This window comes from Winogradskyella sp. A3E31 (genome assembly GCF_046720935.1).
In the GTDB taxonomy this organism is placed as follows: Bacteria; Bacteroidota; Bacteroidia; order Flavobacteriales; family Flavobacteriaceae; genus Winogradskyella.
Genome location: NZ_JBHNWH010000001.1, coordinates 187,057 through 208,307, shown reverse-complemented (window position 1 = coordinate 208,307; position 21,251 = coordinate 187,057). Strand labels below are relative to the sequence as shown.

Here is a 21,251-nt window from a genome sequence, read left to right as displayed (position 1 = left end):
TTAATTCTTAGTTAGCCAACTTTTCATTGACCGAAGCCCTGACTTTTTCTTCAAGCTCATCCATGAGTTCGGGATTATCTTTTATCAATGCTTTAACAGCATCTCGACCCTGGCCTAATTTAGTGTCATCATAACTAAACCATGAGCCACTCTTTTTAATGATTTCGTGTTCTACAGCAATATCTAATACCTCACCGACTTTAGAAATACCTTCTCCATACATAATATCAAATTCCGCCATTTTAAATGGGGGAGCAACCTTGTTTTTAACAACCTTAACACGGGTTTTATTTCCCATGACAGAACTGTTACTATCTTTAATTTGAGTAGATCTTCTAATGTCCAAGCGTACAGAAGCATAAAACTTTAGTGCATTACCGCCAGTTGTTGTTTCTGGGTTACCGAACATTACACCAATTTTTTCACGCAATTGATTAATGAAAATCATGGTACAGTTTGTTTTACTAATGGATCCGGTAAGTTTTCTGAGTGCTTGAGACATCAACCTTGCATGGAGTCCCATTTTAGAGTCGCCCATTTCGCCTTCAATTTCACTTTTAGGGGTCAATGCAGCAACCGAATCTATAACAATAATATCGATAGCGCCAGAGCGTACCAGGTTATCTGCAATTTCTAAGGCTTGCTCACCATTATCTGGTTGTGAAATAATTAAGTTTTCTAAATCAATCCCAAGTTTTTCAGCGTAAAAACGGTCAAAAGCATGTTCTGCATCTATAAATGCTGCAATACCTCCAGCTTTTTGGGCTTCTGCAATAGCATGTAAGGTCAAGGTGGTTTTACCAGAAGATTCTGGTCCATATATTTCAACGACTCTACCTCTCGGATATCCACCGACTCCTAAAGCAATATCTAATCCTAAAGAACCAGAAGAAATTGCATCAACATCGACTATAGATTGGTCGCTCATTTTCATCACTGTTCCCTTACCGTATGCCTTGTCCAACTTATCTAAAGTCAACTTAAGCGCTTTTAACTTCGCGTCTTTTTCACTACTCATGTATTCTAAGTTTTTTTAATTAAAAATGGATAGCTAAAATACCACTTCTTTTAAGAGATTACAATTTTATGACGCAACCATTTTATACTTTTTGCATCTACTTATTGAAAAAGGAAAAAATTGCTAAAAAGGATGTTTAACTTAATCTTGAAAAAGTGAAATTTTTTAGAAAAACAATATTAAGTAAAGCATTAGGTGTTTCAGTTACCATTTTAATCAATAGTAGCTGTAAAGCCGATGGAGGTTAAACGCTTTATTAAATTAATTGACACAAAAATTAATAATAACGAGTTAGTCCTCAGAAAAGCACTTTGGTAAAAAATCAAAGTGCTTTTTTTATTTCTATCTTTGCCACACTTTTAAACTTAAAACTAGGTATAGCATGCAACTGTACAATAATTTAAGCGCTAAAGAAAGAGAAGAACTCATTAAGGAAGCAGGCAAGGAGCGCCTTACTATCTCTTTCTATAAATACGCCAACATCGAAAATCCCGAAATTTTCAGAAACCATTTGTTTATTAATTGGGACGAATTTGAGGTTCTAGGTAGAATTTACGTAGCCCACGAAGGCATTAATGCTCAACTTTCAGTCCCCGCAGATAATTTTGAAGCGTTTAAAGCACATATAGATTCTATCTCTTTTTTAGAAAATGTAAGACTGAATATCGCAGTAGAACACGATAATTTTGCCTTCCTCAAGTTAAAAATTAAGGTCAGACATAAAATCGTAGCTGATGGATTAAATGATAGCACATTTGATGTTACCGACAAAGGGGTACATGTAGATGCTGAAAAATTCAACACACTCATTGAAGACCCAGATACGGTTTTAGTCGATATGCGAAATCATTATGAAAGTGAAATAGGTCATTTTAAAAACGCCATTACTCCAGATGTGGATACCTTTAGGGAGTCTTTAGATTTAATAGAAGAAGACCTGAAAGAACATAAGGAAGACAAGAAGCTAGTTATGTATTGTACAGGTGGAATTAGGTGCGAAAAAGCAAGTGCGTATTATAAACATAAGGGGTTTAAGAATGTTTTTCAGCTAGAAGGAGGCATTATAAACTACGTGCGCCAAATCAATGAGAAAGGGCTAGAGAATAAATTCATTGGCAAGAATTTTGTCTTCGACCAAAGGCGGTCCGAACGTATTTCAGACGATGTTATCGCGCGCTGTCATCAGTGTGGTGAGCCTGCCGATTTACATACAAATTGCGCCAATGAAGCCTGTCATTTATTGTTCATTCAGTGTGATGCATGTAAGGACAAGATGGAAAATTGCTGCTCAACACAATGCATGGAAATCAATAGATTACCCTTTGAAGAGCAAAAAAAGTTAAGGAAAGGACAAGGCAACAGTAATGATATTTTTAAAAAGGGACGTGCAGACCATTTGCCTTATAAAAAAGATTTACGCAATATTTTTGATACTTTAAAAAAGTAGTGATAAAGCCCTTTAATGTTATTGCTGAAGCTATTCTTAATGATACAGGTTTTAACTTCAGTAAGTCCGCAAATAGTTTTATCTTTACTTCTAAATGATTTATGAATCCTTCGTTCAGAAAAATTGCTTTCTGAACTTATTATATAACACATATGGCTTGTAACAGTTGTTCAACTGGTAAAGACGGCCAACCAAAAGGATGCAAAAACAATGGCACTTGCGGCACGGATAGTTGCAATAAACTTACGGTTTTTGATTGGTTGTCCAATATGTCACTTCCTAACGGACAAGAACCCTTTATAGGGGTTGAGGTTCGTTTTAAAAACGGCAGAAAACACTACTATAAAAACACAGAAAAACTAACGCTAAGTATCGGTGATATTGTTGCTGTACAGGCAAAGTCTGGACACGATGTTGGGATGGTTACCCTTACTGGTGAGTTGGTTCGCATTCAGATGAAGCGAAAAAAAGTGGATATCGATGATGAAGAAAATGTCTTAAAAATATATCGCAAGGCGTCTCAAAAAGATATTGATATCTGGTCAAAATCTCGAGACCGAGAAGAACCAATGAAGGTCAAAGCGCGTCAGTTTGCTATAGACCTTAATCTTAAGATGAAGATTTCTGACATTGAGTTTCAAGGTGACGGCAGTAAAGCAACCTTTTATTATACTGCTGAAGAACGCGTAGATTTCAGGGAGCTGATTAAAGTATTTGCACGTGAATTTAGAACCAGAATCGAAATGCGTCAGGTCGGTTTTAGACAAGAGGCGGCTAGGCTAGGAGGTATTGGCTCTTGTGGCCGAGAATTATGTTGTTCTACATGGCTAACCGATTTTAGGTCTGTGAGTACTTCAGCAGCACGTTATCAGCAACTATCTTTAAACCCTTTAAAATTAGCAGGGCAATGCGGAAAGTTAAAATGTTGCTTGAATTACGAATTGGATTCTTATTTAGACGCTTTAAAATCATTTCCAAAGACAGATGTAAAGTTGCACACAGAAAAAGGAATAGCTGTCTGTCAGAAAACGGATATTTTTAAAGGTTTAATGTGGTATGCTTATGAAGGTGAATGGATGAATTGGCACGTCATTACTAATGAGCAAGCCAATGAAATCATTGCTAAGAATAAGAAAAAAATGATGGTGCCGAGCTTAGAAGAATATGCAGCCGAGCACATCTCAAATACTAAATCCGAATTTGAAAACGTTGTTGGTCAAGATAGTTTAACACGCTTTGATAGTCCAAAATCCAATACTAAACGTAAAAATAATAGGAGGAAGAACAACAAGCGCAAGCGTAACCGAAATCCAAAAAACAATGCTAAAAAAGATTAGTGTAATTGTTTCAGTAGTATGTGTTTTGGTGGTTGTTTTAGCTTGTGACTCTCATCGTGTTTACGATGAATACAAGTCTTTGCCGAACCAATGGCATAAGGATAGTATCGTAAATTTTGAAGTTCAACCTCCAGATACGTTGAATGCCTATAATCTCTATATTAATCTGAGAGCTAATAACGCGTATAAATACAACAATTTGTATTTAATTGCAGAATTGAATTACCCTAACGGAAAAGCAATTACTGACACCTTAGAGTATAAGATGGCAGCGCCAACAGGGGAATTGCTCGGAAAAGGGTTTTCTGATGTTAAAGAAAGTAAATTGTGGTATAAAGGGTATGATTCAGATTTTATTTTCAATGAAACAGGAATTTACAATATTAACATTCAACATGCCATGAGAAAAAACGGAGAGGTTAATGGGGTTGAAAATCTTGAAGGCATAACAGAAATAGGATTTAGAATAGAAAAGAAATAAAGCACTTAATAATGGCTAAGCAGAAAGCAAAAAACAAAAACAGCAAGGCTGAAAATTTTTCAAAGTACATCCGTTGGTTTTGGATGACTTTTGTGGGTGGTATTTTAGCAATTATATTGCTTTTCTTATTTGCGTCTTGGGGATTGTTAGGCGAAATGCCAGATCATACAGTGCTCGAAAACCCTAAAACCAACTTAGCTTCAGAAATAATAACATCCGATAATAAAACATTAGGCAAATTCTATTATAATGACAATAGAACCCCAGTAGGTTATGAGGAATTGCCGCAGCATTTAGTAGACGCCTTAGTTGCTACTGAGGATATTCGATTTTACGAACATTCAGGAATCGATGCACGAGGAACATTAAGAGCCATTTTTACATTAGGAAAAGGTGGTGGAGCAAGTACAATCTCCCAACAATTGGCAAAACAATTGTTCACCAAACAAGTATCTCGAAGCAAAGTAGAAAGAGGTCTCCAAAAAGTAAGGGAATGGGTTATTGCAACACGTTTAGAGCGACAGTACACCAAAGAAGAAATCATTGCCATGTACTTCAATATCTATGATTTTGGAAACAATGCAGATGGTATTCGCTCTGCTGCACGTATTTATTTTGGGAAAGAGCCAAGAGAATTAGACTTAAAGGAGTCGGCGATGCTTGTTGGGATGTTTAAAAATTCATCGTTGTATAATCCAAGACCAAAAGCAAATCCTGTTGGGACAAAGAATAGACGTAATGTCGTTTTAAAGCAGATGGAGAGATACGATTACCTCTCAGAAAAACTCAAGGACTCCCTTCAACAAACAGAATTAGATTTAAACTATTCGCCAGAGTCGCATCGTGAAGGTTTAGCCACTTATTTTAGAGCGTACCTCACGGAATTCATGAAAGACTGGATTGAAAAAAACCCAGGGCCAGACGGAGAGAAATATAATCTCTATAATGACGGGTTAAAAATATATACAACGATAGACTCACGCATGCAACAGTATGCTGAAGATGCCGTTGGCCAGCATATGCCAAGACTACAGGCAGAATTTGACCATCAAAATACACCAGACAGAAATCCAACAACTCCTTTTAGAGACATTGACCAATCTGAAATCAACTCGTTGATGCGAAACGCCATCCGTCGTTCGGAACGGAGACGTCACATGAAGTATGACTTAGGAAAGTCCGATGAAGAGATTGAAGCCTCTTTTAAAAAGCCAACGCAAATGGAAATTTTTGCTTGGGAAGATGGAAAATATATAGAAATCGATACGGTAATGACACCTATGGATTCCATTCGCTATTATAAAAAGTTTTTGCGCCCGGCGATGATGTCTATGGATCCGCAAACGGGACATGTAAAGGCCTGGGTTGGTGGTATGAACTATAAGCATTTTCAGTACGACATGGTTGAACAAGGGAAACGGCAAGTAGGCTCTACCTTTAAGCCATTTGTTTATGCAACTGCGATTGATCAATTACAACTGTCACCTTGTGATACATTCCCAAAAGCACCCATCACAATTGCGGCTAACAAGTTTGGAAATCCACAAGCGTGGACAACCCGAAACTCTAACGGCGACTATGATGGCTTTCAATCATTAATAGAGGCATTGGCAAACTCAACAAATACGATTACTGCTCGCTTAATGAATGAAATTGGCCCTCAGCCAGTAGTGGATATGGCTAAAAAATTAGGGGTTGAACAAGATATACTTCCTGTACCCGCTATTGCCTTAGGAACACCAGACTTAAGTGTGTATGAAATGGTAGCGGCTTATTCAACATTTGCTAATAAAGGAGTGTATAACAAGCCAGTTTTAGTCACACGTATTGAAGATAAAAACGGAACTGTTTTGTATCAGTTTCAACCAGAAAGCCGAGATGTATTGAGTGAAGAAGTGGCTTATGTTACAGTAAATCTAATGGAGGGTGTTACTCGCTCGGGATCAGGAGTACGTTTGCGAACTAAAGGAGCAGATGCATACCGCGCTGATTTCAGGGAAATAATTACGGGATATCCTTATGAATTTGATAATCCAATCGCTGGTAAAACAGGGACAACTCAGAATCATAGTGATGGTTGGTTTATGGGAATGGTACCCAATTTAGTAACTGGTGTTTGGGTAGGAGGTGAAGATAGAGCCACACATTTTAATTCCATTACTTATGGTCAAGGGGCAGCCATGGCGTTACCTATTTGGGGCTTGTACATGAAAGCTTGTTATAAAGATGAGGAACTCAATATCTCCAAAGGAGAATTTGAACGACCAGCGCAGCTCTCAATAAACCTTGATTGCTCTAATATGTCTGACTCCGACAATAGAGATGAAGGCTCGGACGAAAATGTGTCGGACGAGATAGATTTTCTTTAAGATTTTGTAACTTCATACTCTAAATTTTAAAGAAAAATGATTCACAAAAAAGTGAACAGCGTTGAAGCCGCGCTTCAAGGTGTTTCTAACGATATGACCTTTATGCTTGGCGGTTTTGGGCTAAGTGGAATTCCAGAAAATGCCATTTCAGAGTTGGTAAAATTAAATGTTTCAGGGTTGACTTGTATATCAAACAATGCTGGGGTCGACGACTTTGGTTTGGGCTTATTACTTCAAAAAAAGCAGATTAAAAAAATGATTTCCTCTTATGTTGGGGAAAATGATGAGTTTGAACGCCAGATGTTAAGTGGTGAGTTAGATGTTGAATTGATACCCCAAGGAACTCTAGCGGAACGTTGTAGGGCAGCTCAAGCAGGATTCCCTGCTGTATATACACCAGCAGGCTATGGAACAGAGGTTGCAATAGGCAAAGAAACGCGTGAGTTTGATGGTAAAATGTATGTTTTAGAGCATGCCTTTAAAGCAGATTTTGCCTTTATAAAAGCATGGAAAGGAGATAGTGCAGGTAATTTAATTTTTAAAGGCACTGCACGCAATTTCAATCCAAACATGTGTGGTGCGGCAACAATTACAGTTGCTGAGGTAGAAGAATTGGTTCCTGTTGGGACGTTAGACCCTAATCAAATTCATATTCCGGGAATATTTGTTCAGCGTATTTTTGAAGGTAAAAATTATGAAAAGCGGATTGAGCAACGGACTGTTCGGTCGCATGAATAATTTACCAATGTTTCAATGTACTAATGTGGCAATAGATCAATGTGAAAATGAAGAATCCTGTTGTAGAAAAATCAAAGAGCTACCCAGATTATTTAGGGTTAAAGGAGAAAGTAAATGAGTTAGGTTTAATTTTATATAAAATATTAAGTACAAGTATTAAGTCTAAAAGACAGAATTGATACATTGTTGTATTTATAAATTGATACATTAATTAAAAGATGTTAGATAAAAACGGAATAGCACAGCGTATAGCAAAAGAAGTTCAAGATGGATATTATGTGAACCTAGGAATTGGGATTCCCACATTGGTGGCAAATTATGTGAGGGATGATATAGAGGTGGAGTTTCAGAGTGAGAATGGTGTTTTGGGCATGGGTCCATTTCCTTTTGAAGGTGAAGAAGATGCCGACATCATCAATGCAGGGAAACAAACCATTACAACCTTGCCGGGAGCTTCATTTTTTGACTCTGCCATGAGTTTCTCAATGATACGAGGTCAGCATGTAGATTTAACCATTCTTGGGGCGATGGAAGTTGCGGAAAACGGAGATATTGCCAATTGGAAAATACCAGGAAAAATGGTAAAAGGTATGGGTGGAGCTATGGATTTGGTGGCGAGTGCAGAAAATATTATTGTTGCTATGATGCATACCAATAGAGCCGGGGAATCCAAATTATTAAAACGCTGTTCACTACCATTAACAGGTGTTGGTTGTGTAAAGAAAATCGTAACGAACCTTGCAGTGATTGAAGTTACTGAAGACGGTTTTAAACTGTTAGAACGTGCGCCCGGAGTTTCTGTAGAAGAGATTAAAGAAGCAACTGAAGGACAGCTTATTGTTGAAGGAGACATTCCTGAGATGATGATTTAGTATTTTAAAAAATATATAACAGAAAAGTTAATTATATCAATTGAACAAAAAACAAGCTGAGTACTACGTTTATGTCTACATTGACCCAAGAAACTTTGAGGAGTTCTATTATGGTAAAGGAAAGGGTAACCGAAAATTAGCACACTTAACGGACGCATCTGATACTGAGAAAACAAAACGTATTAAAGCAATCTATAAAGAAGGCTTAAAGCCAATAATAAAAGTAATTGCTAAAGACCTGACAGAAAAAGAGGCGTTTCTTATAGAAAAAACACTTATTTGGAAGCTAGGAAAAAATTTGACCAATCAATCTTCTGGGCATTTTGCCGAAAAATTCAGACCACACGACACATTACACCTTGATTTAGCACATTTTGATTTTAAAAACGGCTTATACTTTTTAAATGTTGGTGAAGGAATTCATAGATGTTGGGAGGATTCAAGAAAATATGGTTTTATTTCTGCAGGTCAGCACCCTAAATACAGTAATCCCATTAGAACTTTAAAACGTGGGGATATAATAACTGCTTTTGTTAGCACGTATGGTTATGTGGGAATTGGAAGAGTGGTGAAAGAAGCCGTAAGAGTAAATGACTTTAAAGTAAATGGGAAACAGTTGAGTAGTTTAGATTTGAAAGTTCCTAACATTTTTGATAATTGTGAAAATGAAAATTCTGAATTTCCAATTAAAATTGAGTGGATTAAATCAGTTGATAAAAAAAATGCAAAATGGAAACCTAAAAGTGGGCTTTATTCGCCTCAGCTCGTAAAAGCATCACTTGAAGGGCAACCAAAGACAGTCAAATTTTTAGAAGAAGAATTTGACATTAATATAAGAGAGTTAATGTTAACTGAATAAAAGTCTTTCATATCCAAAGGACTAAAATAAATATAAAGCCACTTCGATAAAAGTGGCTTTTTTGTACGAAAAAACGCTCTAAATGTTAAAATAATATGTATTTTATCGATTAATTATGCTTTTAAGCTGATTAATTTAAAATATATTTCATATTAGCAGTCCCAAATCTAATAAACCAGATTTACCATAAACTTAATTTATGATTTGCCCCAAATCTATCATAAACTTAACTTATGAAAACAAAACCAAATCTACCAGAACCTACTTTAGAAGATTCCCAATCTTCTTTTACCGAAACGCTTCGTTTAGTCTCGGGCGTTTTAAAATTAACCAAAAAGATATTCATGCTATAACCCCTTAGGTATAGCATGAATTAATCTTTTGGTGTATTCTTTTTTCGGATTGTTATAGATAACATCTGCATCACCAATTTCTTCAATTTCACCTTTATTCATCACCAATAATTGGTCAGACATATATTTTACAACTGCTAAATCGTGAGAGATAAATATATAGGTAAAGCCATATTTGTTTTTTAATGAATTAAGAAGATTCAATACCTGTGCTTGTACAGAAATATCCAATGCAGATACAGACTCATCACAGATAATCAGCTTGGGTTGTAGAGCAATAGTTCTTGCAATTCCGATACGCTGACGTTGACCTCCTGAGAATTCATGAGGATAGCGATTAAAGCAATTTTCATCAAGTCCAACATTGTTTAATAATGTAAGGACTTTTTCTTTTCGCTCCTTGTTTGAATGTCCAATCTTATGAACTTTCATTGGTTCCATAATTGCTTGTCCTACAGTTAGTCTTGGATTTAAGGATGCAAATGGATCTTGAAAAATAATTTGAATGTCTTTTCGAAGTCGTCTCAAAGCTTTACCGCTGAGTCTTGTAATGTCTTCTCCTTTATATAGAATAACCCCGGAAGTAGCTTTGTCTAATTGTAAAATGGCATTGCCTAATGTCGATTTTCCGCAGCCAGATTCACCAACAAGCCCCATGGTTTCTCCTTCATAAACCTTAAAACTGACCTTGTTCACCGCCTTAAAAGTTTCAGGTTTAGAAAACCAACCTTTGTTGGAGAGGTATATTTTGTCAACATCATGGACTTCTAGAAGAGCGTCCTTACTATACAGTTGTTTATGATGTTGCTGACGTTCGGTGTTTGCTTCCACATCTTTTTTAAAGTCTCCTTGCATAAAATCTTTAATGGTAGGTAAAACTTTTAGGCGTTCCTGCATGGATGGTCTTGCACTCAATAGCGCTTTAGTATATTGGGCTTCAGGGTTTTTAAAAATGCTTTCTGTTACTCCTGTCTCAACGATATCGCCTTTATACATCACAACGATACAATCGGCAATTTCTGAAACCAAGGACAAGTCATGAGAAATAAACAATATGCTCATCTTTGTTTCTTTCTGAATGTCTTTTAAGAGGTTTAAAATGTCATTCTGCACGGTAACATCTAAAGCAGTAGTAGGTTCATCGGCAATAAGTAGTTTAGGTTTACAGGCAATGGCCATAGCAATCATAACACGTTGCTTTTGTCCACCTGAGAGTTGATGGGGATACGAAGTATAAGCTCTTATAGGTTCAGGCAGTTTCACCTTTTCAAAGAGCGACAGCACCTCTGTTTTTATTGCTTTGTTTGAAAGGGGTGTGTGTTGTTTTAAAATTTCCTCAACCTGATTTCCACAGGTCATAGAAGGATTTAAAGAACTCATAGGTTCTTGAAAAATCATAGCAATCTCTTTACCCCTAATCGATTGTAAGTTTTTAGTTGAAAGGTTTAACAATTCAATACCATCAAAAGTAACGACCCCAGAGATTATTTTTGAAATACCTTTTGGAAGCAACCCCATTACAGCTAACGAAGTCACTGATTTCCCAGAACCAGACTCCCCCACAACACCCAAAATTTCATTTTTATGGATGTCAAATGAAATAGAGTGTAATACTTCGTTGATTTTGTTTTGGGATTTAAATCCAACAGTAAGATTTCTAACCTCGAGTAATGTGTTTTTTGGCATATTCAAAAATAAATGATTTCTAGTTTAATAATAAACGCCTTGTCATTTTAAATAATAATCAACAGTTCATCGAAAATATTAACAATAAGCTGTCCTTTTAACAGAATTTTAATACTTTCAGCCGAACTTATAAAAAATGATGATCTATTCATTTTATTTTTCTTTTTTAAAACCATAAATAATGACAAAAAAATTACGAGTAATTGGCGGATGCCTAGTTGTGCTTACAGCAATAATTGCGACAAGTATTTTTTGGATGCCCCAACAATCTGAAACAAACCTTACAATTGAAGAACAGCGTAAGGCACATGAAGCATTATTGGCAAATTCACCATTTAAAGAAACCCTTAAATGGGATAAGAAGAAACGAAAACTTAATGGTTTACCTCCTAACAGATATTTTGAACAAATGTGGGAGCTAACCATCAACCCTGCTACAGGTAAATTAGAGACTGAGGGTTTAACACAAATAAGAGAACAACTCTTACAAGAGCGCATGACTCAAAGAAACCCTGGAGAAGCAGGTAATGACTGGGAAGAACGAGGGCCTAATAATGTAGGTGGACGTACAAGGGTTATTATGTTCGACCCTAATGATGCAAGTAACAACACGGTGTATGCAGGTGGAGTTAGTGGTGGATTATGGATAAACACAAACATTTCGAGTTCATCATCGCAATGGGCTCGTGTAGAAGGTGTTCCTGGTAATCTTTCTGTGACTTCAATTACAGTAGATCCTAACAACTCTAACCGTTGGTTCGTCGGTACTGGTGAGCAATATACAGGAGGCGATGTCGTCGGTAATGGGGTTTATGTAACCACTAACGGAGGTACAACTTGGAATTCTGTTAATATTCCAGCTGCTGGAGCAGCAACTTTTGAGTATAGTGCTACAAACTTATTTTTATCTGGCTTGTTTTATGTGAACGATGTCTTAGCATGGGACAATAACGGTAATACAGAATTATTTGTTGGTGTTGGAGCTACGATATACGGCGATGCAGCAAACCCATCAAATTGGTTAGGTCTTCAGACTGCTGGTTTATACCATTCAGCTAATGGAGGTTCTACTTGGAATAGAATAGAATCATCCAACCTCGTTGCGAATAATACAGGCGGTAATAATTATTATGTCATTCCAAACGATTTTGAAGTTAGTGCAGATAACAAGCTTTGGATGGGGTCTATAGGCAATGCCTTTGGATCTGGTGGTGGAAAAGTTTATAGCTCTACAAATGGAACAACTTGGACAGAAGCAGGAGCTTCTCCTTTAGCAGATTCTGATCGTGTAGAGATTGAACCGTCTGCTTCAAACCCTAATAAATTTTATGCATTAACAGAAGGTGTTAGTGCTCCTGTTCATATATATGAAACAACAAATGCTTTTGGAAGTATTTCGTCTACAAGTTTACCAAATGATGCTGATACGGGTATTGCTTCTAATGATTTCTGTCGTGGACAAGCATTTTATGATTTAGTGATAGAGGCAGATCCTGCTAATGATAACATTCTTTACGTTGGGGGAATCGATTTATTCAAGTCCACAAATGGGGGGTCTTCATGGTCTCAGCTATCACATTGGTACGGAGGATTTGGTTATCAGTACGTACATGCAGACCAACATTCTATTGCCTTCGGAAATAACTCTTCATCCGAAATGTTATTCGGAAACGATGGCGGGGTATATTATTCAGCAAATGCAGGTAGTACTATTGGAGTGAGAAACAACAATTATAATGTTACTCAATTTGTAAAAGCGGGCATTGGTCCTGATGGAGCAGGTGATACAGTAGGAATATTTTCAGCTGGTGCTCAGGATAATGGAACACAGGCGTTTAGAGATGGAAACGCTGGGCCTGGTATCAATAGCTCGGAAGAATTAAGTGATGGAGATGGTTTTTATACGTTTGTTGATAAAGATGGGCAGTACATGATTGCGACCTATGTTTTCAACGTAATCTATCGTTTTAGTCTGCCATGGAATGGTCAAGGAAGACTGCAAGGTGGTGCAACAACATTATCGAGCGATCAATCCTCAGGGGATTTTGTGAACCAAATGGATTATGATAGTGATGCTAATAGACTTTTATCTAATGCATCTGCAGGAACCACATACAGAATAAAAAGCATTAATGTTGCAACGACTAGTAGTGGAACATTAACAAGTGCTTCTTTAAATGCTAAACCTACAGCGTTTAGAGCATCTCCTTTTGAAACTAATACTTGGTATGTTGGTACAGCCAACGGAGGTTTATTAAGGCTTACAGGAGTAACTAATAGTGGTGCAACGTTTACAACTATAAACACACCATTTGTAGGTTCTGTTTCCTCAGTACGTTATGGTGAAACTGCGAATGATATTTTTGTAACGATTCATAATTATGGTGTAACTAGTGTTTGGGCTACTTCTGACGGAGGTTCTAGTTGGGTAAGTAAAGAAGGTAGCCTTCCAAATATCCCAGTAAGAGACATTCTTCAAAACCCATTAAATAGAAACGAAGCTATTTTGGCGACGCAACTTGGGGTTTGGTCAACATCAGACTTTAATGCTGCTAACCCATCTTGGTCACAAGCCTATAATGGCATGAGTGATGTAAGTGTAACAGCTTTTGATTATTGGGCGGTTAATGGGGATAATAATAACAACAAAATTATTGCTTCAACTTATGGCCGTGGTGTCTTTACAGGTGAGTTTACGGCAACGACGGTTCCAGATACTGAAGCACCTTCTGTACCTCAAAATCTTGTTGCCTCGAATATTACAACAAACAGTTTAGATTTAAATTGGGATGCATCTACAGATAATGTTGGTGTTTCAGAGTATGAAGTGTTTCAAGATGGAAATTCAATAGGTACAACACCTTCAACAAATTTATCAGTTACAGGGCTTTCTGTATCCACAACTTACAGTTATACGGTTTTAGCAAGAGATGCTTCTGGTAATGATTCAGCCCAAAGTGCTGCTACACAAGCAACAACTTTAGATCCGGATACAACAGCCCCTTCAATTCCTGCTAATTTATCAGCAAGTAATGTTACTGCATCTTCAGTAGATTTATCATGGAGCGCATCTACAGACAACGTAGCTGTTGCAGATTATGATGTATTTCAAGATGGAAACCTTATTGCTACTGTGAGTTCAACCTCACATCAAGTAACAGGTTTATCACAAAATACGACGTATTCATTTACTGTAAGTGCTAGAGATACGTCTGGAAATGTTTCAGCTCAAAGCAATAGTGTTTCTGTTACCACTAACGTAGAATGTAGTCCTACGACAAGTAACTTTAATTCAAATACCTTAAACCACTCAGGTTCTGGGTCAACAAGCACAACGCTTAATTTTACGGGAGGCACTCATGAAGACGCTTCGTTTACAGTTTCCGAATTAAATGCGAGAACAGGTGGAAATCCTAGAAATAGATTTATAGATCAAGTCGTTGTTTCTTACGTCGATGATAATGGGGTTTCTCAGAATTATGGAACTTTTACGGGTGATACAACAAATACGGTTAATGTGTCCATAACAGGCATTATACAATCTGTTACTGTTGTGTTGTCTGATGGTTTAGGAGGAAACTTTAATACCAGTGTTACATTAAGCTCAGTTGATTCGTGCGTAACATTAAATTGCACGGACTCTGATGGTGATGGTGTTTGCGATGAAGATGATCAATGTCCTGGACTTGATGACAGTCTTATCGGCACTAGCTGTGATGATGGGGATAACTGCACCATAAACGATGTATATGGTCCTGATTGTAATTGTGCTGGTACTTATGCTGATTCTGATGGTGATGGTGTTTGCGACGGTGATGATATTTGCCCAGGAGGTGATGATACTATAGATCTTAATGGTAATGGTGTACCTGATGATTGTGATTGTACTAGTGGTAGCGGTAGTTTTAGCCCTAGTACGTTAAATCATTCCGGAAGCGGTTCTAACTCCGTAAGTTTTAGCTTCACTAGTTTGTCTAAAGATGTCAGCTTTAGTATTTCTGGATTAGACGCTAGAGTTAATGGTAAACCAAGCAATAGATATGAAGAAGTAGCAACCGTAACGTATGTTGGTGCTAATGGTCAAACACAATCATTTAATTCGTACAGTGGTGCTAACCAGAGTACGGCTAATGTGACCATTTCTAATTTCATTTCTGAAGTGACCGTGTCATTAAGCAATGGTGTATCAGGAAGTACGGCGTCATTGAGTGTTTCTCTTTCTAGTATAGATTTTTGTGCACAAAATCCTGGAGCAACTGCTAATAATCAAAGTTACTCTACGAGTTTTAACTCAGGAAGAAATACATCAATAAAAGATTTTGCTGTATTCCCTAATCCTGTAAATACCGAGTTAAATATTAGACTTGGGTTGGATGTAGAAAATGAAACTGTTGATGTCACCTTAAATATTTATGATCTAAGAGGAAAGGTTATTCAAAAGCAACAGTGGCGTTCGATTTCAAATTCAATGTTTGAAAAGCAAATCGATGTTTCGCGTTTGAGCCATGGTATTTATATGGTTGAATTGGTCGCATCAAACGGATTAAGAGAAATGCATAAATTAATCAAGAATTAAATATAATAACTTTTTAAATAGTTATAAAGCCAGACCAACATTGGTCTGGCTTTATCTTTTACGGTTTTTCCGTAATACGTTCATAGAATTGTTGAGAACTTTAACACTTTAATTAAAAAATCATACTTGTCAAATCTCTACTTTGGCAATGCTATTTAACTCAACTTTAATTATTCTATGAGACTACTTTCCCTCCTAAGTATCATTATGCTAGGCATAATGACTTCATTTGCACAGAACTCAGTTACGAACTCTAATCAACAAGCTAATTATAAGCGGGTCTTGATTAATGGAATCAACTCAAACCTTGTCAACCAAATGCAAGACGCAGGCATCGATTTAACCTGCGGAGCCATTTTTACTGATAATCAATTACAGATTGAGTTAAACACAAATGAATTATCTCACTTAGAACAACGTGGAATAGGTTATTCTGTCCTTATTGATGATTTGGAAACATTTTACAGCAAAAGAGCAGAAGAAGAATTACCTCAGGCGAGACAAGAGCTACAGCAGATGAAACAGCAGGCGATGGCTCAGCGTTCTTATAGTCTGAATGAAATCATTAATAATGTCGGTCAGCACAATGACTGTGACGAAATTGATTGGGCAGTGCCGGTAAACTTTAACCTTAATCCAAACCCATCCCCTAATTCGTTTGGTGGGTGTTTGACGTTGGATATGGTAATGCAAGAGCTCGATGATATGCGAGCATTGTACCCTAATTTAATTTCTGCGCGGACGGATGCTTCCCCAACAAACCAAACTTCTGTAGAGGGTAGAACGATATATTATGTGAGGATTTCAGATAATCCGGATGTCGATGAAAACGAGCCTGAAACCTTATACCAATCATTAATACACTCTCGAGAATCGGCTACTGTAATGAATCAGTTGTTTTTTATGTGGTATATCTTAGAGAATTATGATTCAGATCCTGCGATAAGAGCTTTAGTTAATAATCAGGAATTATATTTTATCCCTGTTTTTAATCCAGACGGATTTGTACACAACCAAAATATCGCGCCAAATGGAGGAGGACTTCAAAGAAAGAACAGAAATGTAAGTGCAGGAGCTTGTGGTACAGTAAGTACTTCTGATGATTATGGTATCGATTTAAATAGAAACTCAGCGTATTATTGGGGTAATGGAGGAGCTTCAACCAACCCGTGTAGCCAGACCTATTTAGGAACTGCTCCTTTCTCTGAACCAGAAACTCAAATTATGCGTGATTTCTTTTTACAGCACGATTTTGAGTTGGCTTTAAACCATCATTCATTTAAAAATGCAATGCTACATGCCTATGCTGGCACGACAATCACCAACCCAAGACCAGATGAGTATTCTAAGTATAACCACGAAATGACGTATTTCAACCGTTATGCTCATGGGCCAAGTACATCAATCAGTGCTTTAAATAGTGGGAACATGAACGACTGGATGCTTGGCGGACCAGCAGGTGTCAGTGCAAACGGCACCCCAACAGGTACGGGATCTGGAAAAAACACATTGTCTTGGACTCCAGAAAACGGATCTAGTGCCGAAGCTGGTGCAACTGGGAGTGGATTTTGGCCTTCGCCTTCAAACTTTGTGCCTATCGCAAAGCGTGCGATGCGTATGAATTTTATGGCCGCTTATTTTAGTGGTAAGTATGCAAAACTTCATGATTTAAGCCAAAGTGATTTTACCAGTTTATCAGGTAACCTAAGCTTTGCTGTTGAAAACCTCGGGCAAAAAGCAAGTACGTTTACAGTTACTGTAACACCAGTATCGTCTAATTTAGTTTCTGTAGGAGCACCAAGTGTACAATCGGGGATGACGGTATTACAACAAAACAACGTCAATATCAGTTACACATTAGACTCTAATATTCAGCCAAATGATGAAATTGAATATATAGTAACATTAACAAACGACTATGCTACGGATAATGTGCTATACGAAACCACTGTGAAGAAAATTTACAATCCATCTGTATTGTTTGCTGACAACCCTGATGCTACTGCTTTGTCCAATTGGACAACGAGCGGAGGAACATGGTCAACAACCTCTGATGCATTTTCTGGGAGTACTGCAATTACAAGTACAGCTTCGGGCTCTTACAGTAATTTTGAAAACAAACAAATAACCTTAGCGAGTCCTATTGATTTATCAGGATCAGAAACTGCAATAGTTCAGTTTTATGCGAAGTGGGATTTAGAGCGAAGTTTTGATTATGTGCAGTTAGAAGCGTCAACCAACGGAACAACATGGACACCGATTTGCGGAAAATTAACCAAGCCAGGAGCTCCAGACATTAACAATACATACTCTGGTAAATCGGGATCTGATAACGATTTCCAGCCAGACAATGAACCATTGTATGATGGTGATACTCAGGATCGTTGGAATATGGAAGAAGTGGTCATTGATGCTACGAGTAATTCCTTTTTATTGGGGCAATCAACGGTTTATTTTAGGTTCGATTTTAGAACAGATAGTAGCAACAGACAAGATTCTTATGCTAATGTAAATTTTGAAGGCTTTACGTTCGATGATTTTAAAGTGACGAGTATTGAAATTCCTTGTAATGCTTCAAATCCACCAAGCAATGTTGCCGTTTCAAATGTCACATCAACTTCCGCTACTGTAGATTGGGATACTGTTCCATCAGCAACTTATGATTTAAGATATCGCATAATAGGTGCTCAAAATTGGGTAACAGTTTCAAACTTAACTTCGACTAGTTTTACCATAAATGGGTTATCGTTTAGTACAACTTACGAAGTGCAGGTCAATTCAAAATGTGACACAACAAGTTCAGCTTTTAGTAGCTCAGTACAGTTTACAACCGATGATAACATTTTAAGTGAAGGTTATTTTGAAACAGGTTTAGACGGTTGGACAGAAGGAGGAAGAGATGCTAGTCGAGTGCAATCAACACTTTCTGCAGAAGGTTTTTACTCCATTCAATTAAGAGATTCAGGTACTTCAGCTTCTATGACATCGCCAAGTATTGACGCTACGAACTTTGACAGCCTTCAAATAGACTTTAGCTATGTGTCTTCAAGTTTTGAAAGCGGTGATGATTTTTGGGTGCAATTTTTTGATGGAAGCACTTACACAACAATAGCCACTTATGTTAATGGGGTAGACTTTGTTGATGGACCAATTAATACTGCTTCAGTTGTGGTAGATTCAGGGTCTTTTAATTTCCCTACCAATGCACGGTTTAGAATTCGTTGTGATGCGTCAGCAAAAAACGATAAGGTATATATAGATGCCGTCATTATCAAAGGCATATCGTCTGGCCCAGATTTAACCCCGCCAACCATTACGTTAAATGGAAGCTCAACGATCAACTTAACAGTTGGAGATACATACACCGAGTTAGGAGCAACGGCCTCAGATAATATTGATGGAGATATTACCGCTAATATCATCACTACAGGAAGTGTCAATACTAATGTCGCTGCGACTTATATTATTACATATACCGTTAGTGATAGTGCTGGGAATGAAGCAACAGAAACACGAACCGTTATTGTAAATCCAGACACAACCCCACCAGTTATAACTTTAAATGGGACTTCGGTCATTGATTTGAATGTAGGAGAAACCTATACAGAATTTGGTGCAACTGCAACGGATGATGTTGATGGAGACCTTACGGCAAATATTGTTATCACAGGAACAGTCGATACCAATACTGCTGGCACTTATATAGTTACTTATAGTGTTAGTGATGCTGCTGGTAATTCAGCATCCGAAAATAGAACAGTCAATGTAAACGCAGATACAACACCTCCTGTTATTACCTTAAATGGCAATGCAACCGTCGATGTCAATGTCGGCGGAACGTATACCGAATTAGGAGCAACTGCAACGGATAATGTTGATGGAGATTTAACCTCAAGTATTGTTATTTCTGGCACAGTCGACACAAACACAGCTGGTGTGTACACAATAACCTACAGTGTTAGTGATTCTTCTGGCAATTCAGATTCTGTTGATAGAACAGTAAATGTGATAGAAGATACAACACCACCAGTTATTACATTAAGTGGCGCTTCAGTAATTGACCTCAATGTTGGAGATACTTATAACGAATTAGGTGCTACAGCAACAGATAATGTCGATGGAGATCTTACAGCAAATATTATAATTACAGGAACAGTCGATACCAATACAGCAGGAGTTTATACAGTAACCTATAGTGTAAGCGATACGGCCGGTAATTCAGCTTCAGAGGATAGAACGGTTAACGTTAATGCGGATACCACACCACCAGTTATTACTTTAAATGGAGCTTCCGTGATTGACTTAAATGTAGGTGATATATATAACGAGTTGGGAGCCACAGCAACAGATAATGTCGATGGGGATCTTACAGCAAATATTGTTATTACAGGAATAGTCGATACCAATACAGCAGGAGTTTACACAGTAACTTATAGTGTAAGTGATACGGCTGGTAATTCAGCATCAGAAGATAGAACAGTTAACGTCAATGCAGATACAACACCGCCAGTTATTACATTAAATGGTGCTTCGGTCATAGACCTTAATGTTGGAGATACTTATAACGAATTAGGCGCTACGGCAACAGATAATGTCGATGGAGATTTAACGTCTAGTATTGTTATAACTGGCTCTGTAAATACAGCAATAGCAGGGACTTATGTGTTGACCTATAGTGTAAGTGATTCTGCGGGAAATAATGCGTCAGTGAACAGAACGGTTAATGTTAATGCATTACCATTAGACCAAATATTAAGTGAAGGCTATTTTGAAACCGGACTCGATGGTTGGACAGAAGGAGGTAAGGATGCTTCCAGAATGCAATCGTCCAATTCTTTTGAAGGTTTCTTTTCTATAAGGCTTAGAGATAACTCTGGGGTATCATCTTCTATAACGTCCCCAACTTTAGACGTTTCGAGTTTTAATGATGTAGAAATCAGCTTCTATTTATTAACCACAAATTATAATAACGGAGAATCCGTATTATTGAGATATTTTGACGGAAGCTCTTGGACAACAGTGAGAAGCTATGTTGCTGGCACGGATTTTACTATTGGTAATTTTTACCAGGCGACGTTTACCATAAACGGAGGTTCTTTCAATTTACCGACAAACGCACAATTTAGAATTCAAAGTAATGGCTCTAGTAAAAATGATCAAGTTTATATTGACCAAGTGATTATTACAGGAATCAATTCTAGTGCGGCAGCAAGACAAGCAAGTCCAAAAGACACTATTGAGTTTGTTAAGAAAGGGCCAGAAGAGATGTTGGTTGAAGTGGGGATAAGTATTTATCCAAACCCAGTTAAGGATGGCTATCTTAATATTAAAGCCAATTCTAATGAAGAAATTACTTTTACAGTTTATGACATGCTAGGTAAAAGAATGCTTAACGGTACTACAACCGATAAAATAGATGTTACTAACCTTCAAAAAGGGGTTTACTTTATAGAGCTTAGAAATAGTAATGAAATTTTAAGACAGAAATTTATTAAGGAATAACATCTATTTAAAC

Annotated in this window: 11 protein-coding genes; 9 read left to right on the top strand and 2 right to left on the bottom strand. The window is 37.4% G+C overall.

What is annotated here, in order from left to right; genetic code table 11:
- Positions 1–7: 7 nt before the first annotated feature.
- Positions 8–1,018, bottom strand: a complete 1,011-nt coding sequence (gene recA, locus ACFEMA_RS00905) for a recombinase RecA (protein ID WP_411766077.1) — start codon at positions 1,016–1,018, stop codon at positions 8–10.
- Between the two features lie 382 nt (positions 1,019–1,400).
- Between recA and ACFEMA_RS00900 the strand changes: the two genes are divergently transcribed.
- From ACFEMA_RS00900 to ACFEMA_RS00870, 7 genes are all read left to right on the top strand, one after another.
- Entirely contained in the window at positions 1,401–2,465 is a 1,065-nt protein-coding gene (locus ACFEMA_RS00900; protein ID WP_411766076.1) for a rhodanese-related sulfurtransferase, read from the top strand.
- Positions 2,466–2,617: 152 nt separating this feature from the next.
- Positions 2,618–3,802, top strand: coding sequence for a stage 0 sporulation family protein (locus ACFEMA_RS00895; protein ID WP_411766075.1), 1,185 nt, complete (start codon positions 2,618–2,620; stop codon positions 3,800–3,802).
- Entirely contained in the window at positions 3,786–4,283 is a 498-nt protein-coding gene (locus ACFEMA_RS00890) for a gliding motility lipoprotein GldH (RefSeq protein WP_411766074.1), read from the top strand. The genes ACFEMA_RS00895 and ACFEMA_RS00890 overlap by 17 nt, the downstream gene beginning before the upstream one ends.
- Before the next feature lie 11 nt (positions 4,284–4,294).
- Entirely contained in the window at positions 4,295–6,652 is a 2,358-nt protein-coding gene (locus ACFEMA_RS00885; RefSeq protein ID WP_411766073.1) for a penicillin-binding protein 1A, read from the top strand.
- Positions 6,653–6,688: 36 nt separating this feature from the next.
- Positions 6,689–7,390 (top strand): CoA transferase subunit A, encoded by a 702-nt coding sequence (locus tag ACFEMA_RS00880; protein ID WP_411766072.1) that lies wholly within the window; start codon positions 6,689–6,691, stop codon positions 7,388–7,390.
- Between the two features lie 218 nt (positions 7,391–7,608).
- A complete protein-coding gene (locus ACFEMA_RS00875) occupies positions 7,609–8,262 on the top strand; it encodes a CoA transferase subunit B (protein WP_411766071.1) in 654 nt (217 codons plus the stop codon).
- A gap of 40 nt (positions 8,263–8,302) precedes the next feature.
- On the top strand, positions 8,303–9,121 hold the full coding sequence (locus ACFEMA_RS00870; protein WP_411766070.1) for an LEM-3-like GIY-YIG domain-containing protein: 819 nt from the start codon (positions 8,303–8,305) through the stop codon (positions 9,119–9,121).
- A 347-nt stretch (positions 9,122–9,468) separates the two neighbouring features.
- On the opposite strand, the gene ACFEMA_RS00865 is transcribed toward ACFEMA_RS00870, so the two are convergent.
- Complete coding sequence (locus ACFEMA_RS00865) at positions 9,469–11,160, bottom strand: ABC transporter ATP-binding protein (protein WP_411766069.1); 1,692 nt, start codon at positions 11,158–11,160, stop codon at positions 9,469–9,471.
- 181 nt (positions 11,161–11,341) lie between these two features.
- Here ACFEMA_RS00865 and ACFEMA_RS00860 point away from each other — a divergent pair, with 181 nt between their 5' ends.
- Both ACFEMA_RS00860 and ACFEMA_RS00855 read left to right on the top strand, forming a co-directional pair.
- Positions 11,342–15,736, top strand: a complete 4,395-nt coding sequence (locus ACFEMA_RS00860; RefSeq protein ID WP_411766068.1) for a fibronectin type III domain-containing protein — start codon at positions 11,342–11,344, stop codon at positions 15,734–15,736.
- Between the two features lie 177 nt (positions 15,737–15,913).
- Positions 15,914–21,238 carry an immunoglobulin-like domain-containing protein gene (locus tag ACFEMA_RS00855; RefSeq protein WP_411766067.1) on the top strand — a complete coding sequence of 1,775 codons (5,325 nt, stop codon included), beginning with the start codon at positions 15,914–15,916 and terminating at the stop codon, positions 21,236–21,238.
- The last annotated feature ends 13 nt before the right edge of the window (positions 21,239–21,251 follow it).